Annotated in this window: 16 protein-coding genes; 6 read left to right on the top strand and 10 right to left on the bottom strand. The window is 73.3% G+C overall.

The window, feature by feature from the left end; translation table 11 throughout:
• Both ACZ61E_RS26225 and ACZ61E_RS26220 read left to right on the top strand, forming a co-directional pair.
• Positions 1 to 1,004: ATP-binding cassette domain-containing protein (locus ACZ61E_RS26225; RefSeq protein WP_469702320.1), on the top strand; the 1,004-nt coding region annotated here is incomplete at its 5' end.
• Complete coding sequence (locus ACZ61E_RS26220; protein ID WP_469702319.1) at positions 1,001 to 1,855, top strand: ECF transporter S component; 855 nt, start codon at positions 1,001 to 1,003, stop codon at positions 1,853 to 1,855. The genes ACZ61E_RS26225 and ACZ61E_RS26220, both read left to right, overlap by 4 nt.
• Before the next feature lie 4 nt (positions 1,856 to 1,859).
• On the opposite strand, the gene ACZ61E_RS26215 is transcribed toward ACZ61E_RS26220, so the two are convergent.
• Entirely contained in the window at positions 1,860 to 2,351 is a 492-nt protein-coding gene (locus ACZ61E_RS26215) for a GNAT family N-acetyltransferase (protein ID WP_469702318.1), read from the bottom strand.
• A 39-nt stretch (positions 2,352 to 2,390) separates the two neighbouring features.
• The gene (locus ACZ61E_RS26210; protein WP_469702317.1) at positions 2,391 to 4,535 is read right to left on the bottom strand and encodes a bifunctional glycosyltransferase 87/phosphatase PAP2 family protein; all 2,145 of its coding nucleotides are present in this window, start codon (positions 4,533 to 4,535) and stop codon (positions 2,391 to 2,393) included.
• Between the two features lie 273 nt (positions 4,536 to 4,808).
• On the opposite strand from ACZ61E_RS26210, the gene ACZ61E_RS26205 reads away from it, so the two are divergent.
• The gene (locus tag ACZ61E_RS26205; protein WP_469702316.1) at positions 4,809 to 5,927 is read left to right on the top strand and encodes a DUF2330 domain-containing protein; all 1,119 of its coding nucleotides are present in this window, start codon (positions 4,809 to 4,811) and stop codon (positions 5,925 to 5,927) included.
• 74 nt (positions 5,928 to 6,001) lie between these two features.
• The gene (gene cpt, locus ACZ61E_RS26200; protein ID WP_469702315.1) at positions 6,002 to 6,595 is read left to right on the top strand and encodes a chloramphenicol phosphotransferase CPT; all 594 of its coding nucleotides are present in this window, start codon (positions 6,002 to 6,004) and stop codon (positions 6,593 to 6,595) included.
• 171 nt (positions 6,596 to 6,766) lie between these two features.
• On the opposite strand, the gene ACZ61E_RS26195 is transcribed toward cpt, so the two are convergent.
• The 4 genes from ACZ61E_RS26195 to ACZ61E_RS26180 form a co-directional block, all read right to left on the bottom strand.
• Positions 6,767 to 7,897, bottom strand: coding sequence for a serpin family protein (locus ACZ61E_RS26195; RefSeq protein WP_469702314.1), 1,131 nt, complete (start codon positions 7,895 to 7,897; stop codon positions 6,767 to 6,769).
• A gap of 189 nt (positions 7,898 to 8,086) precedes the next feature.
• Positions 8,087 to 8,821: a hypothetical protein gene (locus ACZ61E_RS26190; protein WP_469702313.1), complete on the bottom strand. Its 735-nt coding sequence runs from the start codon at positions 8,819 to 8,821 to the stop codon at positions 8,087 to 8,089.
• On the bottom strand, positions 8,821 to 9,435 hold the full coding sequence (locus tag ACZ61E_RS26185; protein WP_469702312.1) for a hypothetical protein: 615 nt from the start codon (positions 9,433 to 9,435) through the stop codon (positions 8,821 to 8,823). Before ACZ61E_RS26185 ends, ACZ61E_RS26190 begins: the two co-directional genes overlap by 1 nt.
• A 204-nt stretch (positions 9,436 to 9,639) precedes the next feature.
• Positions 9,640 to 11,688 carry an MDR family MFS transporter gene (locus tag ACZ61E_RS26180; RefSeq protein WP_469702311.1) on the bottom strand — a complete coding sequence of 683 codons (2,049 nt, stop codon included), beginning with the start codon at positions 11,686 to 11,688 and terminating at the stop codon, positions 9,640 to 9,642.
• Between the two features lie 167 nt (positions 11,689 to 11,855).
• Here ACZ61E_RS26180 and ACZ61E_RS26175 point away from each other — a divergent pair, with 167 nt between their 5' ends.
• Both ACZ61E_RS26175 and ACZ61E_RS26170 read left to right on the top strand, forming a co-directional pair.
• Positions 11,856 to 12,851 carry a peptidoglycan-binding domain-containing protein gene (locus ACZ61E_RS26175; protein WP_469702310.1) on the top strand — a complete coding sequence of 332 codons (996 nt, stop codon included), beginning with the start codon at positions 11,856 to 11,858 and terminating at the stop codon, positions 12,849 to 12,851.
• 185 nt (positions 12,852 to 13,036) lie between these two features.
• Positions 13,037 to 13,717 (top strand): HAD-IA family hydrolase, encoded by a 681-nt coding sequence (locus ACZ61E_RS26170; RefSeq protein ID WP_469702309.1) that lies wholly within the window; start codon positions 13,037 to 13,039, stop codon positions 13,715 to 13,717.
• 48 nt (positions 13,718 to 13,765) lie between these two features.
• Here the strand turns inward: ACZ61E_RS26170 and ACZ61E_RS26165 are convergent, their stop codons facing one another.
• From ACZ61E_RS26165 to ACZ61E_RS26150, 4 genes are read right to left on the bottom strand one after another with little or no spacing between them, the layout of a single operon-like run.
• On the bottom strand, positions 13,766 to 14,194 hold the full coding sequence (locus ACZ61E_RS26165) for a YybH family protein (protein WP_469702308.1): 429 nt from the start codon (positions 14,192 to 14,194) through the stop codon (positions 13,766 to 13,768).
• Positions 14,191 to 14,634, bottom strand: a complete 444-nt coding sequence (locus ACZ61E_RS26160; RefSeq protein ID WP_469702307.1) for an SRPBCC domain-containing protein — start codon at positions 14,632 to 14,634, stop codon at positions 14,191 to 14,193. The genes ACZ61E_RS26165 and ACZ61E_RS26160 overlap by 4 nt, the downstream gene beginning before the upstream one ends.
• Positions 14,631 to 14,975 carry an ArsR/SmtB family transcription factor gene (locus ACZ61E_RS26155; protein ID WP_469702306.1) on the bottom strand — a complete coding sequence of 115 codons (345 nt, stop codon included), beginning with the start codon at positions 14,973 to 14,975 and terminating at the stop codon, positions 14,631 to 14,633. Before ACZ61E_RS26155 ends, ACZ61E_RS26160 begins: the two co-directional genes overlap by 4 nt.
• 43 nt (positions 14,976 to 15,018) lie before the next feature.
• The gene (locus ACZ61E_RS26150; RefSeq protein WP_469702305.1) at positions 15,019 to 15,222 is read right to left on the bottom strand and encodes a hypothetical protein; all 204 of its coding nucleotides are present in this window, start codon (positions 15,220 to 15,222) and stop codon (positions 15,019 to 15,021) included.
• Positions 15,223 to 15,237 lie beyond the last annotated feature (15 nt).

Below are 15,237 nucleotides of genomic sequence, written 5' to 3'. Positions count from 1 at the left end.
CCCCCCCCCCCCCCCCCCCCCCCCCCCCCCCCCCCCCCCCCCCCCCCCCCCCCCCCCCCCCCCCCCCCCCCCCCCCCCCCCCCCCCCCCCCCACGCCGCCCCCCGTGGCACCGGGCACCCGGCCCCCCGCCCCCCGTACCGCGCTCGGGCGCCTGCTGGGCCGCCGGCCACCCGAACCCCGCGACCAGGGCGCCGAGATCGCGAAGGTCGGCCGGCTCGCCGTACGGCGAGGGCGGATCGAGGCGCTGCGCGGCGTCGACCTCACCCTCACCGCCGGCGAGACGGTCGCGCTGATGGGCCGTAACGGCGCGGGCAAGTCCACGCTGCTCGGCACGCTCGTCGGCATGGTCGAGCCCTCGTCCGGCTCGGTCGCCGTCGGGGGCCGCGTCCCGCACCGTACCCAGCCGCGGGACCTGATCCGGCAGGTCGGGCTCGTGCCGCAGGAGCCGCGCGACCTGCTGTACGCGGACACGGTCGCCGCCGAGTGCGCGGCGGCGGACGCCGACGCGGGCGCGCCGCCCGGCAGTTGCCGCGCACTGGTCGACGAACTGCTGCCGCACGTGCCCGAGGCGACGCATCCGCGTGACCTGTCGGAGGGGCAGCGGCTGGCGCTGGCACTGGCGATCGTGCTGACGGGCCGGCCCCCGCTGCTGCTCCTGGACGAGCCGACGCGCGGCCTGGACTACGCGGCGAAGGCCCGCCTCGTGGAGATCCTGCGCGGGCTCGCGGCCGAGGGGCACGCGATCGTGCTGGCCACCCACGACGTCGAGCTGGCCGCCGAACTCGCCCGCCGGGTGGTGATCCTGGCCGACGGCGAGATCGTCGCCGACGGACCGACCCCCCAAGTGGTCGTCTCCTCACCGGCGTTCGCCCCACAGGTGGCAAAGATCATGACCCCACAGCCTTGGCTGACGGTCTCTCAGATCCACCGGGCCCTGGCATCGGACGAAGCCGGCCCGCCGGCCGCGCCCGGCGCCACCCGCCCGCGTGAGGATCCGGTATGAGCGCCGCCACCGGTCACCGGGCCGGGGCCGTGCGGCTCGGGCCCCGTTCGGTCGTCGCGCTCGTTCTGGTCAGCGCGGTCGGTGTGATCGCCTTCGGGTGGCCACTGCTCGCCGACCCCGGCTCCGGGCTCGCCCACTCCCAGGACGCGCCCTGGCTGTTCGCCGCGCTGCTCCCGCTCCTGGTCGCCGTCGTCGTCGCGACGATCGCCGATTCCGGCCTGGACGCCAAGGCGGTCGCCATGCTGGGCGTACTGGCCGCCGTCGGCGCCGCGTTGCGGCCGCTCGGCGCGGGGACGGCCGGTCTGGAGCCGATGTTCTTCCTGATGGTGCTGAGCGGCCGGGTGCTGGGTCCCGGCTTCGGTTTCGTGCTCGGCGCGGTCACGATGTTCGCCTCCGCGCTGCTGACCGGCGGCGTCGGGCCGTGGATGCCGTTCCAGATGCTGTCGATGGGCTGGTTCACGATGGGCGCGGGGCTGCTGCCGGGCGCGGACCGGCTGCGCGGACGAGGGGAGTCGCTGATGCTCGCCGCGTACGGGGCCCTCGCCGCCTTCGCGTACGGCACGATCATGAATCTCCAGGGCTGGACCTATATCGGCGGGCTCTCCTCCGGGATCTCGTTCCGGCCCGGTGACCCGGTCCATGAGAATCTGGTCCGCTTCCTGGCGTACTGCGCGGCGACGTCGTTCGGCTGGGACCTGGGGCGCGCGGTGCTCACCGTCGTCCTGACACTGACGATCGGCGCCACGGTCCTCAAGGCGCTGCGCCGGGCGACCCGGCGGGCCGCGTTCGACGCGGTGGCCGCCTTCGAGCGGCCGGCCGGGCCCCCGCGCCGGCCCGGCCGCCAACCGTGAGAGATCAGGCGGGGCGCCCCGGCTCCGGCGCCAGCTCCATCTCCCCCACCGTCTCGCCCCCGCTCGTCTCCCCCGTCAGCCGGACCCCCAGCCCCAGATAGAAGCGCTCTGGCCCGTCGTCACCCGGCTCCCAGGTGACGGTCAGACGGGTGCCGCCGCGCCGGCGGATCTCGGCGGCCACGGCCTCGACGGCGAAGCGGCCGTAGCCGCGCCCCTGTTCACCGGCCGCGATGTTGAGACGCCACAGCCCCGAGCGGATGTCCTCGCCCGTCCCGTCGTCCTTGAAGTCGATGTCGAAGAAGGCCATCAGGAAGCCGACGGTCCGGTCGCCGTCGACGATCAGGCGGGGCCAGGCGACGTCCGGGTGCACGTACGCCTCGGCGAGGGACTTCACGACGGGGGCGACCAGGCGCTCCTGGTCGGGGCGGACCTTGACGCCGAGCGCGGCGTCGAGGTTCTCGGGGGTGATCTTCTCCAGCCGGAGCGCGGTCGTCATCCCAGAACGATAGAAGCCCCCGCCGAGCGATCAAGTGATTTACCGGGCGGCCGACTTCGTCGCCGCGTCCCGCTCCTCCGGCCCGTCCGCGCCGCCCTGCGGGCTCTCGCCGTCCTTGGCCCTCGGCCCGGTGACGGCTCCCGGCACTTCCACGGCCCCCGGATTCAGCGTCGGCCGCACCGTGCGCCGGAGCCTGCGCGGCCCCGACAGGACGTAGGTGAGGGTGAAGCCCGCCCCCACGACGACCGCGCCACCCACCGCGTCCAGCACCCAGTGGTTGGCCGTGGCGACGATCGCGCAGACGGTGAAGAGCGGGTGGAGCAGCCCCAGCAGCTTCATCCACATCCTGGGCGCCAGCAGCACGATCACGATCCCGCACCACAGCGACCAGCCGAAGTGCAGTGACGGCATCGCCGCGTACTGGTTGGTGATGGTGGTCATCGGACCGTAGTCCGGGTTCGCGAGGTCCTGCGGGCCGTGCACCGTGTCGATGTAGTCCAGGCCCGGCATCAGCCGCGGCGGCGCCAGCGGGTAGAGCCAGAAGCCGAGGAGCGCGAGGAGCGTGGCGAAGGCGAGCGAGGCGCGGGCCCAGCGGTAGTCGGCGGGGCGTCGCACGTACAGCACGGCGAGGATGGTCAGCGGCACGAAGAAGTGGAACGAGGTGTAGTAGAAGTCGAAGAATCCTTCCGCCCAGCCCGCTTTCACCACGGCGTGGTTGGCCCAGCGCTCGATGTCGATGCCGAGCGCTTCCTCGATGGCGATGACCTGGTGGGCGTGCGACTCCGCGGCCTCGCGTCCGCCGGTGGCGGCGGCCCGGATGTGGGAGTAGACGGAGTAGCCGACTCGGATGGCGAGCAGTTCGAGCAGCAGGTTGGGCCGGGTGACCAGCCGCCGCCAGAACGGCGCGAGCGGCACCCGTCTCCAGCGCGCGGCGACGGGTTTCGCGTACTCGGTCGCGATCGGCCGGTCGAAGTAGGGCGACGTGCGCGTCTGGAACGGTACGGCGCAGGCGGCGGCCAGGGCGGTGATCAGCAGTACGTTGTCCCGCACCGGGTGCAGGAGCGCCATGTTCGGCAGCATCATCCTGCCGGGCAGCGTCATGACTATCACCACGACCGCCGGCCACACGGGCCGGTCCGCGGCCCGGGTGCCGACCCGGCCGACGAGCGCGAGCAGCAGCCACAGCAGCTGGTGCTGCCACGCGGTGGGTGACACGGCGACGGCCACGCAGCCGGTGATCGCCACGGCCAGCAGCAGTTGCCCGTCCAGGGCGTAGCGCGCGGCGCGCCGCAGCCCGACGAAGCAGACGGCGGCGGCGAGCACGGCGAACAGCGCGATCTCCAGCGGCCCTTGGAGGCCGGCGCGCAGCAGCGCGCCGTGCAGGGACTGGTTGGCGAGACTGTCCGGACTCTCGCCGAGGCCCGCGCCCGCGAGGTGCCGGGTCACATACGTCCAGGTGTCGCTGGGCAGCACCACCCAGGCGAGCGCGGTGCAGGCCGCGAACGTGCCGACCGTGGTGACGGCCTGGCGTCTGCGGCCGGTCAGCCAGAGCAGCGGGGCGAACAGCAGTACGGCGGGCTGGAGTGCGGCGCCGAGACCGATGAGGATTCCGGGGCCGGGCTCGCCCCGGCCGCCGCGCGCGACGAAGAACCCGACGAGGACGAGAAGCACCGGGATGATGCTGGTCTGGCCGAGGTGGAAGCTGTTGCGGACCGGCAGGGAGAGCATGAGCAGACTGATCGCGACGGGCGCGGCGAGAAGCCGCGTACGGCGCGCGACGGGGCCCGGTACGGCACGCGCGGCGACGAGGCCGAGTGCGACGACGAGCAGGAGTGTGCCGAGGGTCCAGGCGACCCCGAGGGCGTGTTCGGCGGCGCGGCCCAGCGGTTTGAGCACGAGGCCGGCGAACGGGGTGCCGGTGAACTTCCCGCTCTCGTAGAGCGAGCCGGACACGTGCAGTACGCCGTTCTCCCCGATCCAGGTCTCCAGATCGAGCAGCCGCTCGCCGGGCGGCAGCCGCAGGACCGCCACCGCCTGCCGTACCGCGAGACCGGCCGCGAGGGCCCAGAGCACCGCCCGTGCGACCCCGTATCCGCTGCCTGCCACCGTGCTGCCCCGCACACCCTGCTCCGCATTCGCCACGCCGCGCCGACCCTCCGTTTCCAACCCTCGACCCTGGGTCATGAGCCTCGCATTCCCCCACTGTGGAGACTCAGGCAACCCCCTCTTCGCCTGAGTGTCATCCCTCTTTTGTCCAAATGCCGATGAAAGCACCGATGACACCACAGTCGACGGGCCGGGGCGCCGTGCCCCTCGCGACCGGAGCCAGGAACCGTACCGGCGGCCCGTGCCGTCTGAGGCGTTGGGTTGACGTGCCGGACGGACGGTGCGCGACACGGCTCGGCTCGGGAGGTACGGGGGATGCGGGGGTTGCGGGGGATGCGCAGGACGCGGGGCGTGCCCGGCACATGGGGCACGCGGCGGGCTCGACGGGCACTGCTGGTGGTGTGCGCGCTGTTGCTGACACAGCTCGGGTCGCTGATCGCTCCGGCGTACGCGTGCGGCTGTGGCGCGATGGTGCCGGGCCGTCAGTCCACGATGGGGGTCGACCGGGAGACGTCGGTGGTCCGCTGGGACGGCGCCACGGAGCAGATCGTGATGCGATTCACGGTGAACGGCAACGCTCCCGAGGCCGCGTGGATCATGCCGGTGCCGGACCGCGCGGAGGTGGAACTCGGCGATCCGGATCTCTTCGGCGAACTCGACGCCCTCACCGAGCCCGAGCGCCGTACCCGCCACTACTTCTGGCCGCGCGACGGCGACTGGCCGTTCGCCCCGGACGGCGACGGCGCGTCCGCCGGCGCGCCGCCGCCGGGCGACTCGGCGCCCCCGGTCGGAGTCGTCGGCCGCGAACGCCTCGGGGACTTCGACGTGGCGCGCCTGACCGCGACGGACCCCGACGCGCTGCGCGACTGGCTGGAGACGAACGGCTTCGAACTCCCGGCGGACCTCGCGACCGGGCTCCAGCCGTACGTGGACCAGGAGTGGGAGTACGTCGCGGTGCGGCTGGCCCCGGACGAGGACGGCGCGACCCTGCGCGGGACGCTCGACCCGCTGCGCCTGACCTTCGCGAGCGACCGGCTGGTCTACCCGATGCGGCTGTCCCGGCTTGCGGACCAGCCCCAGTCGCTGGGCCTGTACGTGCTGGCCGACCACCGGATGGAACCGCTCGCGTCGATCGGCGGGGACGAGCCGGAGATACGTTTCGCGGGCCGGGTCTCGGCCGAGGACTCACCGGCACTCGGTGAACTGACCGGCGGGGAGGGGACGTTCCTCACGGCGATCGACCAGCGCTTCCCGCGCCCCGAACGCATCGACGCGGACCACGAGTTGCGCGCGACGGCGTCGGACACGCCGTACCGGCGGGTGTACTACGACGACGAGCTGCGCGTGTTCGCGGGCGTCCCGGCGTGGCTGGCGACGGTGGGCGGCGTGTTCGTGGTGCTGACGCTGCTGGTGGTGGGCTCGGCGGTGCTGCGGGTACGGCGCCGGGCCGCCGGCGCAGCGACGGGGTAGTGCTTCCTGCTCCGAACGGCGGCACCGAGCGAAACGTGTTTCGCGTCGCGCGGGAGGGGCCCTACCGTGGCGCGATGACGACTCGGATGATCATTCTCAACGGCGGTTCGAGCTCGGGGAAGTCCGGGATCGTACGGTGCCTGCAAGTCGTACTGCCGGACCCGTGGCTCGCGTTCGGGGTCGACTCGCTGGTCGACGCCATGCCCGCGACGATGCGGGGATCGGCCGGCGGTATCGAGTTCGGCGCGGACGGCGGAGTGCGGGTCGGGGCGGATTTCGCGGCTCTCGAGGCGGCCTGGGCGCGGGGCGTGGTGGGAATGGTCCGCGCGGGCGCCAGGGTCATCGTCGACGACGTCTTCCTCGGCGGACCGGCGTCCCAGCGGCGCTGGGTGGAGGCCGCGGACGGGGTGGCCGGGGTGGACGTGCTGTGGGTCGGCGTCCGATGTGACGCGGCGGTCGCGGCCGGCCGCGAGACCGCCCGTGGGGACCGGACCGGCGGAATGGCCGAGTCGCAGGCGGAGACGGTCCACGAGGGCGTGCGCTACGACCTGGAGGTGGACACGACGCACACGGAGTCCCTGGCGTGCGCGCGAACGATCGCGTCGCGTGTCGTGTCCACGGCTCCCGGCACCGGGCTCTCCGCCGCGCCCGATCCCCGCGGCCGGTAGAGCCGGGACGGTCGGCGCCCGCACCGACGGCCGCCCGGCGACCACGACCCACCGGTCGGCGGCGGGCGTACCGCCGGCGGTGGTCGCGGGTCGGCCCGGTGGTGCTCCGCGCGGACCGGTGCCGTGCGTGAGCGACGCGGATCGTCCGGCAGTGGGCGGTGCCGCCCGGCGCTACCCCTCGGCCACCGGCCCGCGAGGCGCGCTCGCCTGCCAGGCCGTGAAGAGGGGCACGTCGCCCGTGGCGTCCAGGACCACCACGCCGAACGGCCGGTCGAAGGCGATCCGCTCCACACGCGGCGGCCGGGCCATGCCCGCCGCGCGCATCACGATCGCCGTCACCGCTGCCGCCTCGACGCCCCGTTCGGCGACCTTCACCACCGCTTCCTGGACGACCCTCTGGATCTTGAGCGGTTCCGGCGACAGGGCGGAGAAGTCCGCGTGGTCGGTGGTCGCCAACCGCACGCCGAGCGGCGCCAGTTGGGGCGTGATCTCCATCGTGGTACGGAGTTCGAGCCGGGGCAGCGCGACGGCGATCCTCTCGGTGTCGACCGGCTCGCGGCGCTCCTCGGACGCCCACCCGGCGGGGAGGACGTCCGCCGCCCTCGCGCCCTCCTCGCCCAGCACGAACCGCACGCGCGCGGCGGACTCGCCGCCCTCGCAGCGCAGTTCGACCACCCTCGTGCCGTCGACCGTCCACCCGGAGCGCGCACCGAGGTGCTGGTGCATGGTCGGTACGGGGGTCACCGACCCGGCCGCGTCCGTGAACGGCCGGTCGGAGGTGGCGCTCCCCTCGAACGGGTTGGCCCAACGGGCCTTCAGCGCGAGGACGTTGACGAGCGCGAGCAGTGAGTTCTTGTCGATCTCCACCGGCAGTCGTTCGATGAGCCCGCCCGTCGCCTCCCGTACCCACGCGTCGATCTCCGCCGGGTCCAGGTGGCCGAAGCGGATGTCGGGCAGCGCTTCGCGATAGGCGCGGTAGACCGGCGTACGGCTCCATACCCGGGTGGCGACGCCCAGTTGCCCGGTCCCGGCGAGCGCTCTGGCGCTGTCGGTCACGGCCCCGGCGACGCCTCCCCCCGCGGCGTCCGCCCCGTCCAGCCCCAGCAGCGCCTCCAGCTCCGCGGCGGTCTCCCCCCGCGCCCCCGCGGTCACCGCGCCGAGCGCCAGCCACAGTCCGGCGGGCGAGCAGACGAAGTCGCCGTCCACGCCGCCCCGTTCACCTTCGCCGCGTACCCGCAGCCATCGCTCGGCGAGTGCCCGCATCGCCCCGGCGTGTGTCGTCAGTCCTGTCGCCTGTCCCATGCCCCGACCCTACGACGGGCCCGCCTTCCGAGGTGTGGCCGCGGGGCGAAGCCCTCCCGCCGACAGGCGCGGCGAGAGGGCGGTCGAGCAGGCCGAGCGGGGTGAAGCAGAGAAAACCGCCGGGCGGGCCGCGATCGGCCCGCCCGGCGGTCGAGGTCGGCCGTGTCCCAACACGGCTTCCTCGGCTTCTCAGATCCGGAGCAGCCGCTCCGTGACCTCGCGATAGCTCCGCAGCGCGAGCCGCAGATCCTCTGTGTCGGCCGCCGACGCACCGCTCCCGCCGCCGCCCGCCCAGCTGTCGCGCAGTTGGCGCGGCTGCTCGGCGAGGGCCGCCGTCAGGCGCTTGGCCGTCTCCTCCAGTACGTCCGCCGCTTCCTCCACCGAACGCCTGGGCCCGTCGATGAAGGCGGACAGGGCCTCCTGGAGACGCAGGTTCAGCCGGTCGCTCTCGTCCTGAGGGATCAGCCGGGGCGTCTGCGCGGGGTTCGGCTCCGGCGTGCGGCCGGGCACCGTCTCGCGCGCGGGCGTGCTCCCCGCCTCAACGTCCCGCGTCTCCACCTCGTGCACGGGGTCCTGGACCGGGACCGCGAACGGGTCCTTCTCAGGCCGTGCCGCCTTCGCGGGCGCCGCCTTGGCCGGTGTCGCGGGCGCCGTGCCCGGCGGCGTCACAGGAGGCGCGGCGGGCGGCGGGACGGGCGGCGGCGCCGTGGGCCTCGCGGGCCGGCTCCCGGCGTCGGGCCCGGCCCCGGCGGTGGCCGGATCGGACTCGGAGAGCGGCACGACGGGCGTCGCGGGCTTGCTTCCGCGCTCGCTCCTCAGCGCCTGTTCCACCTTGTCCGCGGTCGTCAGCCGGTCCTTCTCGCGCTCGTGCCCGGCGTCACGGGCGTTCTTCGGCTCCTTGGCCTCATACGGGTCGTACGTCATCACACGCCACTTCCTTTGGGCCTCAGTGCGGCACTCCGGCCGGGGATACCGGGACGGTTCCGGGGACTGTCCTCCTTGCTGTCCAGCACCAGCCGCTCGAAGAGCTGACGGGCCTGGACCATCGCCTCGCGCAGTTCCTCGGTGCTCGCGTCGTGGCCGGCCTCGGAGGCCGCGTGGTGCACCCGGCGGTAGCCCTCCACCTGGTGGGCGTGGTGCACCGAGAGGGCGTCGATGTGCTGGGAGTGCTCGCCCGCGTCCGGGAAGCCGCGGTCCGACGCCAGCCGGGCGATCAGCTTCTCGGCCTCCACGACGGCCTGGCGCGGCGAGTCGACGAAGCGCTCCTGGAGACCGGCCCAGTGGGCGACGTACTGGTCGCGCGCCTCGGCGGGCAGGGGGCTCGGACGCAGGTCGCCGTGGCGCCTGACCCGCTCGGCCAGCTCGTTCTCGGCGGCCTTGGTGTCACCGTGGTGCCGCTCGACCGCGCGGTCGTACTCGGGGCCGAACCGCCGCTTCAGTCCGGCGCGTCCGCCGCCCTTGCCTGTCCCGTACAGGACGGCGGCGACAGCGACGGCGATCACCACGATCAGCGCGACGACGATCAGGACAGTGGACATGGTGGCCTTCCTGGATTCGACTCGTGTCTGGTGAACTCGACTCTGGTGAACGGGCGCCTCGATGAGTCGGGTTGCCCGGAATCAGCGGTCCAAACAGCACGGCTCCGACCCGCGGCCCGGCGGTCCGGACGGCACGCGTCCCGGTCGCGACGGTGACCACGCCGAGGGCGCCGTACGTCCCGTACGCCCCGTTTACCGGCCGGTTCACACCGCGTGGTCGCCGCGCGGCTGCGCCCCGTTGGGCCTCTCGCCGTCCGATCCGCACAACTCGTCGCTCAACTCCCGTACGAGTTCGGTCAGATCGGTCGGCCGGTCCGGCCCCCACCAGTCGCCCAGCAGCTCCGCAAGCGACTGTTCCCGTGCCCGCGCCAGCACCTCCGCGACCTCCAGGCCGTGTTCGGTGAGGACCAGTCCCACGCCGTCGCGGCGGGCCAGACCGCGTTCCTCGATCTGCCGGGACGCGTCGTTGACGACCGTGAGGGGTACGGGGGTGGCATCGGCGAGACGCGCGGGGTCGACCACCCCGTGCCGTTTGATGCGCAGCAGCAGCCAACTGGCCGCCGGGCGCAGGTCGTAGCCCGACTTCTCGGTGATCGTCTCGTAGATCCGCCGCCGACCCTCCCGGGTGCCGAGCACGGAGAGCATCCGGGCGCACTCGTCGCGCGAGGAGCGTTCGACCGGGTTGCTGGCCAGGGTCTCGCTGACCTCGGGGGCGGTGACCGAGCCGCGCAGCTTGTCCTCCTTGAGGAACCAGGCGACGACGAAGGCCACCAGCACGACGGGCACGGCGTACAGGAAGACGCTGGTGATCGACGACGAGTAGGCGTCGAGCACCCCGGACCGCAGCGCGGGCGGCAGTCCGCCGACGGACCGGGGGTCTGCGGCGAGGTCCCCGGGCGTCATGCCGGGCGGCAGCCGCTGGCCGGCGAGCGAGTCGGTGAGTCTGTTCCGGAGCAGGTTGGTGAAGATGGTGCCGAAGATGGCGACACCGAACGAGGCGCCGATGGAGCGGAAGAAGGTCGCTCCGGAGGTGGCGACGCCCAGGTCCTCGTACCGCACGGAATTCTGCGCGACCAGCACGAGCACCTGCATGACGAGCCCGAGCCCGGCGCCGAAGACGAAGAAGTACGCGCTCATCTCCCAGGTGCCGCTGCTCACTTCGAGCTGGTGGAGCAGCAGCAGTCCGATCGCGATGATGCCGGTGCCGAGGATGGGGAAGACCTTCCAGCGGCCGGTACGGCTGACGATCTGGCCCGAGACGGTGGACGTGATGAGCAGCCCGAACACCATCGGCAGCATGTGCACCCCGGACAGGGTGGGCGACACCCCCTGCACGATCTGGAGGAACGTCGGCAGATAGGTCATGGCGCCGAACATCGCGAAACCGACGATGAAGCTGATGAGGCAGACGAGCGAGAAGGTCCTGATGCCGAAGAGGCCGAGGGGCAGTACGGGCTCCGCCGCCCGCCGCTCGACCCGGATGAAGAGGACCAGCAGGATCACGGCGAGTACGGCGAGGCCGATGATCTGCGCCGAGCCCCAGGCCCAGGTGGTGCCGCCGAGCGAGGCGACGAGGACCAGACAGGTGGCGACGGAGGCGATGAGGAAGGTGCCGAGGTAGTCGATGGTGTGTTTGGCGGAGCGCACCGGGATGTGCAGGACGGCGGCGATGACGGCCAGGGCGACGACACCGATGGGCAGATTGATGTAGAAGACCCAGCGCCAGCTCAGATGCTGGGTGAACAGCCCGCCGAGCAGCGGTCCCAGCACGCTCGTGGTGCCGAAGACGGCGCCGAACAGGCCCTGGTACTTGCCGCGTTCGCGCGGCGAGACGATGTCGCCGACGATCGCCATCGACAGCACGATGAGCCCGCCGCCGCCGAGGCCCTGGAGGGCGCGGAAGACGATGAGTTCGGCCATGCTCTGGGAGATGCCGCAGAGGGCCGAGCCGACGAGGAAGATGACGATCGCCGTCTGGAAGAGTCGCTTGCGGCCGTACTGGTCGCCGAGCTTGCCCCACAGCGGGGTGGCGGCGGTCGACGCGAGCAGATACGCGGTGACGACCCAGGACAGATGGTCGAGGCCGCCGAGATCGCTGGCGATGGTGGGCAGCGCGGTCGAGACGATGGTCTGGTCGAGAGCGGCGAGCAGCAGACCGAGCAGCAGGGCACCGATCGACACGAAGACGGTCCGCGGGCTCCGGCCCTCGCCCGGTACGGGATTCGTGGGCGGGGTGCTCACTTCCTGAGCCATCGGCATCTCCTCGGGTCTGCGCCTGGCACCCATCCTCATTGCTCTGCCCGTGTATGGCCTGTTATGTCCTGCCGAACGCGGTCACGGACGGCAACCGGCGGACGTGGCGGCGGGCCGCACCGGGGCGGGCTGCATAATCGCTGACAGCCCGAGGGAGGGGACCCACATTGACCGGACAGCTCTGTCCCGACTGCGGTAGGGCGCGGGACGCCCACGGCCGGCCTGGCGCCGGCTGCGACTGCCGGGAGCGGGCGGCGACAGCGGCGGCCGAGGGCTTCGACCCACTGCGGATACGCCCGTACGTGGCCCTGGAGGACCCGAACGACGCCGTACCGTCGATCCCGCCCCCGCTGCCGTCACCGCGGCCTGCGCACGACACCGCTCCCTCGTCCATCCCGCCGCCCCCGCCGCTGTACGGCGGCGGCGACCGGTCGGAGGGCGGCGATCCGACCGAGACGATGCGGCTGTCGCTGCCGGGGCTGCGGACGACGGGGGCACGCCCGGCGGCCGATCCGGAGCGCACGGGCGGGCGCAGGACGTTCGCGAGGGTGGCGCTGACGGCGGCGGCCGTGGCGGTGATCGGCACGGTGTCGTTCGCCGGGGGCCTGTTCAGCGGTGACGACGGCGGCGATGAGGCCACCTCCGACCTGAATTCCGGGCTGTCGACGGCGAGCGCGGAGCCGGATCCGTCGGTGTCCGCGACGCGGTCGGGGCCGGCGTCGGCGAGCGCGTCCGCGAGTGCGTCCGCGTCGGGACCGGCCACGAGCGGGCCGCCCGCGCCGGCCGCGGAGCCACCGGCGCCGAGCAGCGCTCCGCCGAAGGCCCCGGCTCCGGACGCCGCGGCGACCACGGAGGCGGCGGCGCCGGGCCTGCGGCGCGGTGACAGCGGGCCGGAGGTCGAGGAACTCCAGCGGAGGCTGTCGGAGGTCTGGCTGTACAACGACGGGTACGACGGCCGGTACGGCGAGCGCGTGGAGGCGGCGGTCCGTATCTACCAGTCGTACAAGAGCATCGAGGGCGACCCGAGCGGCGTGTACGGCCCCCACACCGAGCGCGCCCTGGAGGCGGAGACCAGCGGGCGGGGCCGGGAGCAGGGCGGGGGCGGGCCGGGCGGTGGACCGGGTGGGGGCGGACCGGGCCGGGGAGGGGACTGGCGGGACTGACGGCACCGGCCGCGTGCCGGCGGGCCGGGAATCACGCGCCGGCGGGGCCGGGTGACGGGGGCCGGGGTGGCGTGATTCCTCACCCACTTTGTATATTCATTGAACAAAGCGGTTCCCGCCCGTGTCCCTGACCGGCGGGCGGGAGCCGCTCTTGCCTGTGCTCTTCCCCCGCTTGGAGTCCGCCGATGCCGGCCAACGCCCCGACCACGACGACATCCGTCCTGAACGCCCGCGCGCTCCTGCTCGACATGGACGGAACCCTCGTCAACTCCGACGCCGTCGTCGAACGCTGCTGGCGCCGCTGGGCGATCGAGCACGGCCTGGACCCGGAGGAGGCGCTGAAGGTCGTCCACGGCCGCCAGGGCTACCTCACGATGGCGGTACTGCTGCCGGACCGGCCGATGGAGCAGAACCTCGCCGACAACCGCGTGATGCTCGCGCAGGAGACGGCGGACCTGGAGGGTGTGGTCCCGATCGCGGGCGCGCCCGCGTTCATGGCGGCGATCGCGGCACTGCCGCACGCCCTGGTGACATCGGCGGACGAAGCCCTCGCCACGGCCCGCCTGACCGCGTCCGGACTCCCGATCCCCTCGACGCGCGTGACGGCCGAACACGTCTCCGCGAGCAAGCCGGACCCGGAGGGCTTCCTGAAGGCCGCCGCGGAGCTGGGCGTCGACCCGGCGGACTGCCTGGCCCTGGAGGACTCCGACGCGGGCATCACGGCGGCGTTCGCGGCGGGGATGCGAGTGCTGGGGGTGGGGCCGCGGGCGGCGGCCCTCTCCCCGACGGCCCACACCGAGGACCTCACGGACGTCAGGGTGACATCGCTCCCGGACGGCACGATCCGGATCGACGTCGGCGGCTGAGACCTGCCCGGTTCCGCGGACGCACACCGGCCCCGGCGGCGGAGGGGATCACAGTTCCCCGCGCAGCACGGCCCGGCCGGTGTCGGCGTCGAAGGGGACCGACGCGTGCTCGTGCGTGATCGTCCAGGTGCCGCCCCGCCGGCGGAGGCAGCTCGTGGCGCGCACCCACATGCCCACCTCGGTGCCGTCGCGCATCGTGCCGCTGATCCGGACGAGGAAGTGGCAGAACGCGACATCGGCTCCGGCGGTGATTTCCAGGTCGCGGATCTCGTGCCCGATCGCGGTGCGGTACGACGCGATCCACCTCTCCAGCCGCCCGGCCGGGTCCTCGCCGCGGCGGACGAACGGGCCGACCACGTCGTACAGCACGAGGTCGTCGTCGTAGCCGGCGGCCGCGTCGGCGGCGGCCCGGCGCCCGAACGCCCGGGTGCGGGTCTCCAGCAGCTCGCGGATCTGCCGGTCGCTGTCCGCCGTCATCGCCGGGCCACCTGCCGGCCGAGGGCGTCCAGCCAGTCGGCGGTGCCCCGCTCGCGCCACTCGGGCTGTTCCTGATCGTCCAGGAAGGTGCCCTGCTCGGTGAGCACCAGGCGGGTCCCGTCGCCGTCGCGGGCGAACCGCACCGTGGTCAGCGACACGGTCGACAGGACCTCGCCGGTGAACAGGGCCGTCGTGTAGACGATGCGCTCGCCGGAGACGATGTCGTGGTACTCGCTCCTCGCGACCAGGCCGGTCCCGTCCCCGCCGTGCACGGCCTCGGTACCGCCGACCCGGAAGTCCAGCGAGTAGCGCGCGTCCCCGGCCGCGAACCACTTGGCCTTCGTGTCACGGTCGGACCATGCCGCGAAGACCGCGGCGGGCGAGGCGGCGTAGCTCCGCTCCAGCGTGAACGTGCTGTGCTTCACCGAGTGATCGTTCATGATTCCCGCTCCTTCGACTGGTCGTCGAGGACCGCGCCGAGGCGGTCCAGGCGCTGCTCCCACGCCGTGCGCTGTCGTCGCAACCACGCCTCGGCGTTGCGGAGACCGGCCGTGTCGATCCGACAGGTGCGGACCCGCCCGACCTTCTCCGACCGGACCAACTCGCTGTCCTCCAGCACCCGTATGTGCTGAACGACCGCGGCGACGGTCACCCCGAGCAGGGCCGCCAGCTCGCTCACGGTGGCCGGCCCACGGGTCAGCCGCTCGATCACCGTCCGCCGGTTCGCGTCCGCGAGCGCGTGGAAGACCCGGTCGGCCTCCTCCCCCTCATACTTAAGCATGCACTTAACTTTAATCGCCGGCCCGGGAAAGTCAAGCCGTGACTTAAGTTTCCGGCCCGCCCGGCCCGCCCCGCCCTCCGCTACGCCCGATCACCAGGGAGACCGCGCCGAGTCGGAGCACCGCGCGCACCCCCGCCGTCGCGATCTCGCGCGCCCGCCCGAGGTGCGCGAGCGCCGCGGTGCGGGCAGCGGCGACGAGCAGGACGGCGAGGACGATCCCGAACGCGACATCGACTCTCAGCAACATGTGCCCGACCGGTGT

Source organism: Streptomyces sp. NPDC104581, from assembly GCF_055583685.1.
Note: the sequence above shows the minus strand (reverse complement) of the source record. Positions and strands in the feature narration are given on the sequence as shown.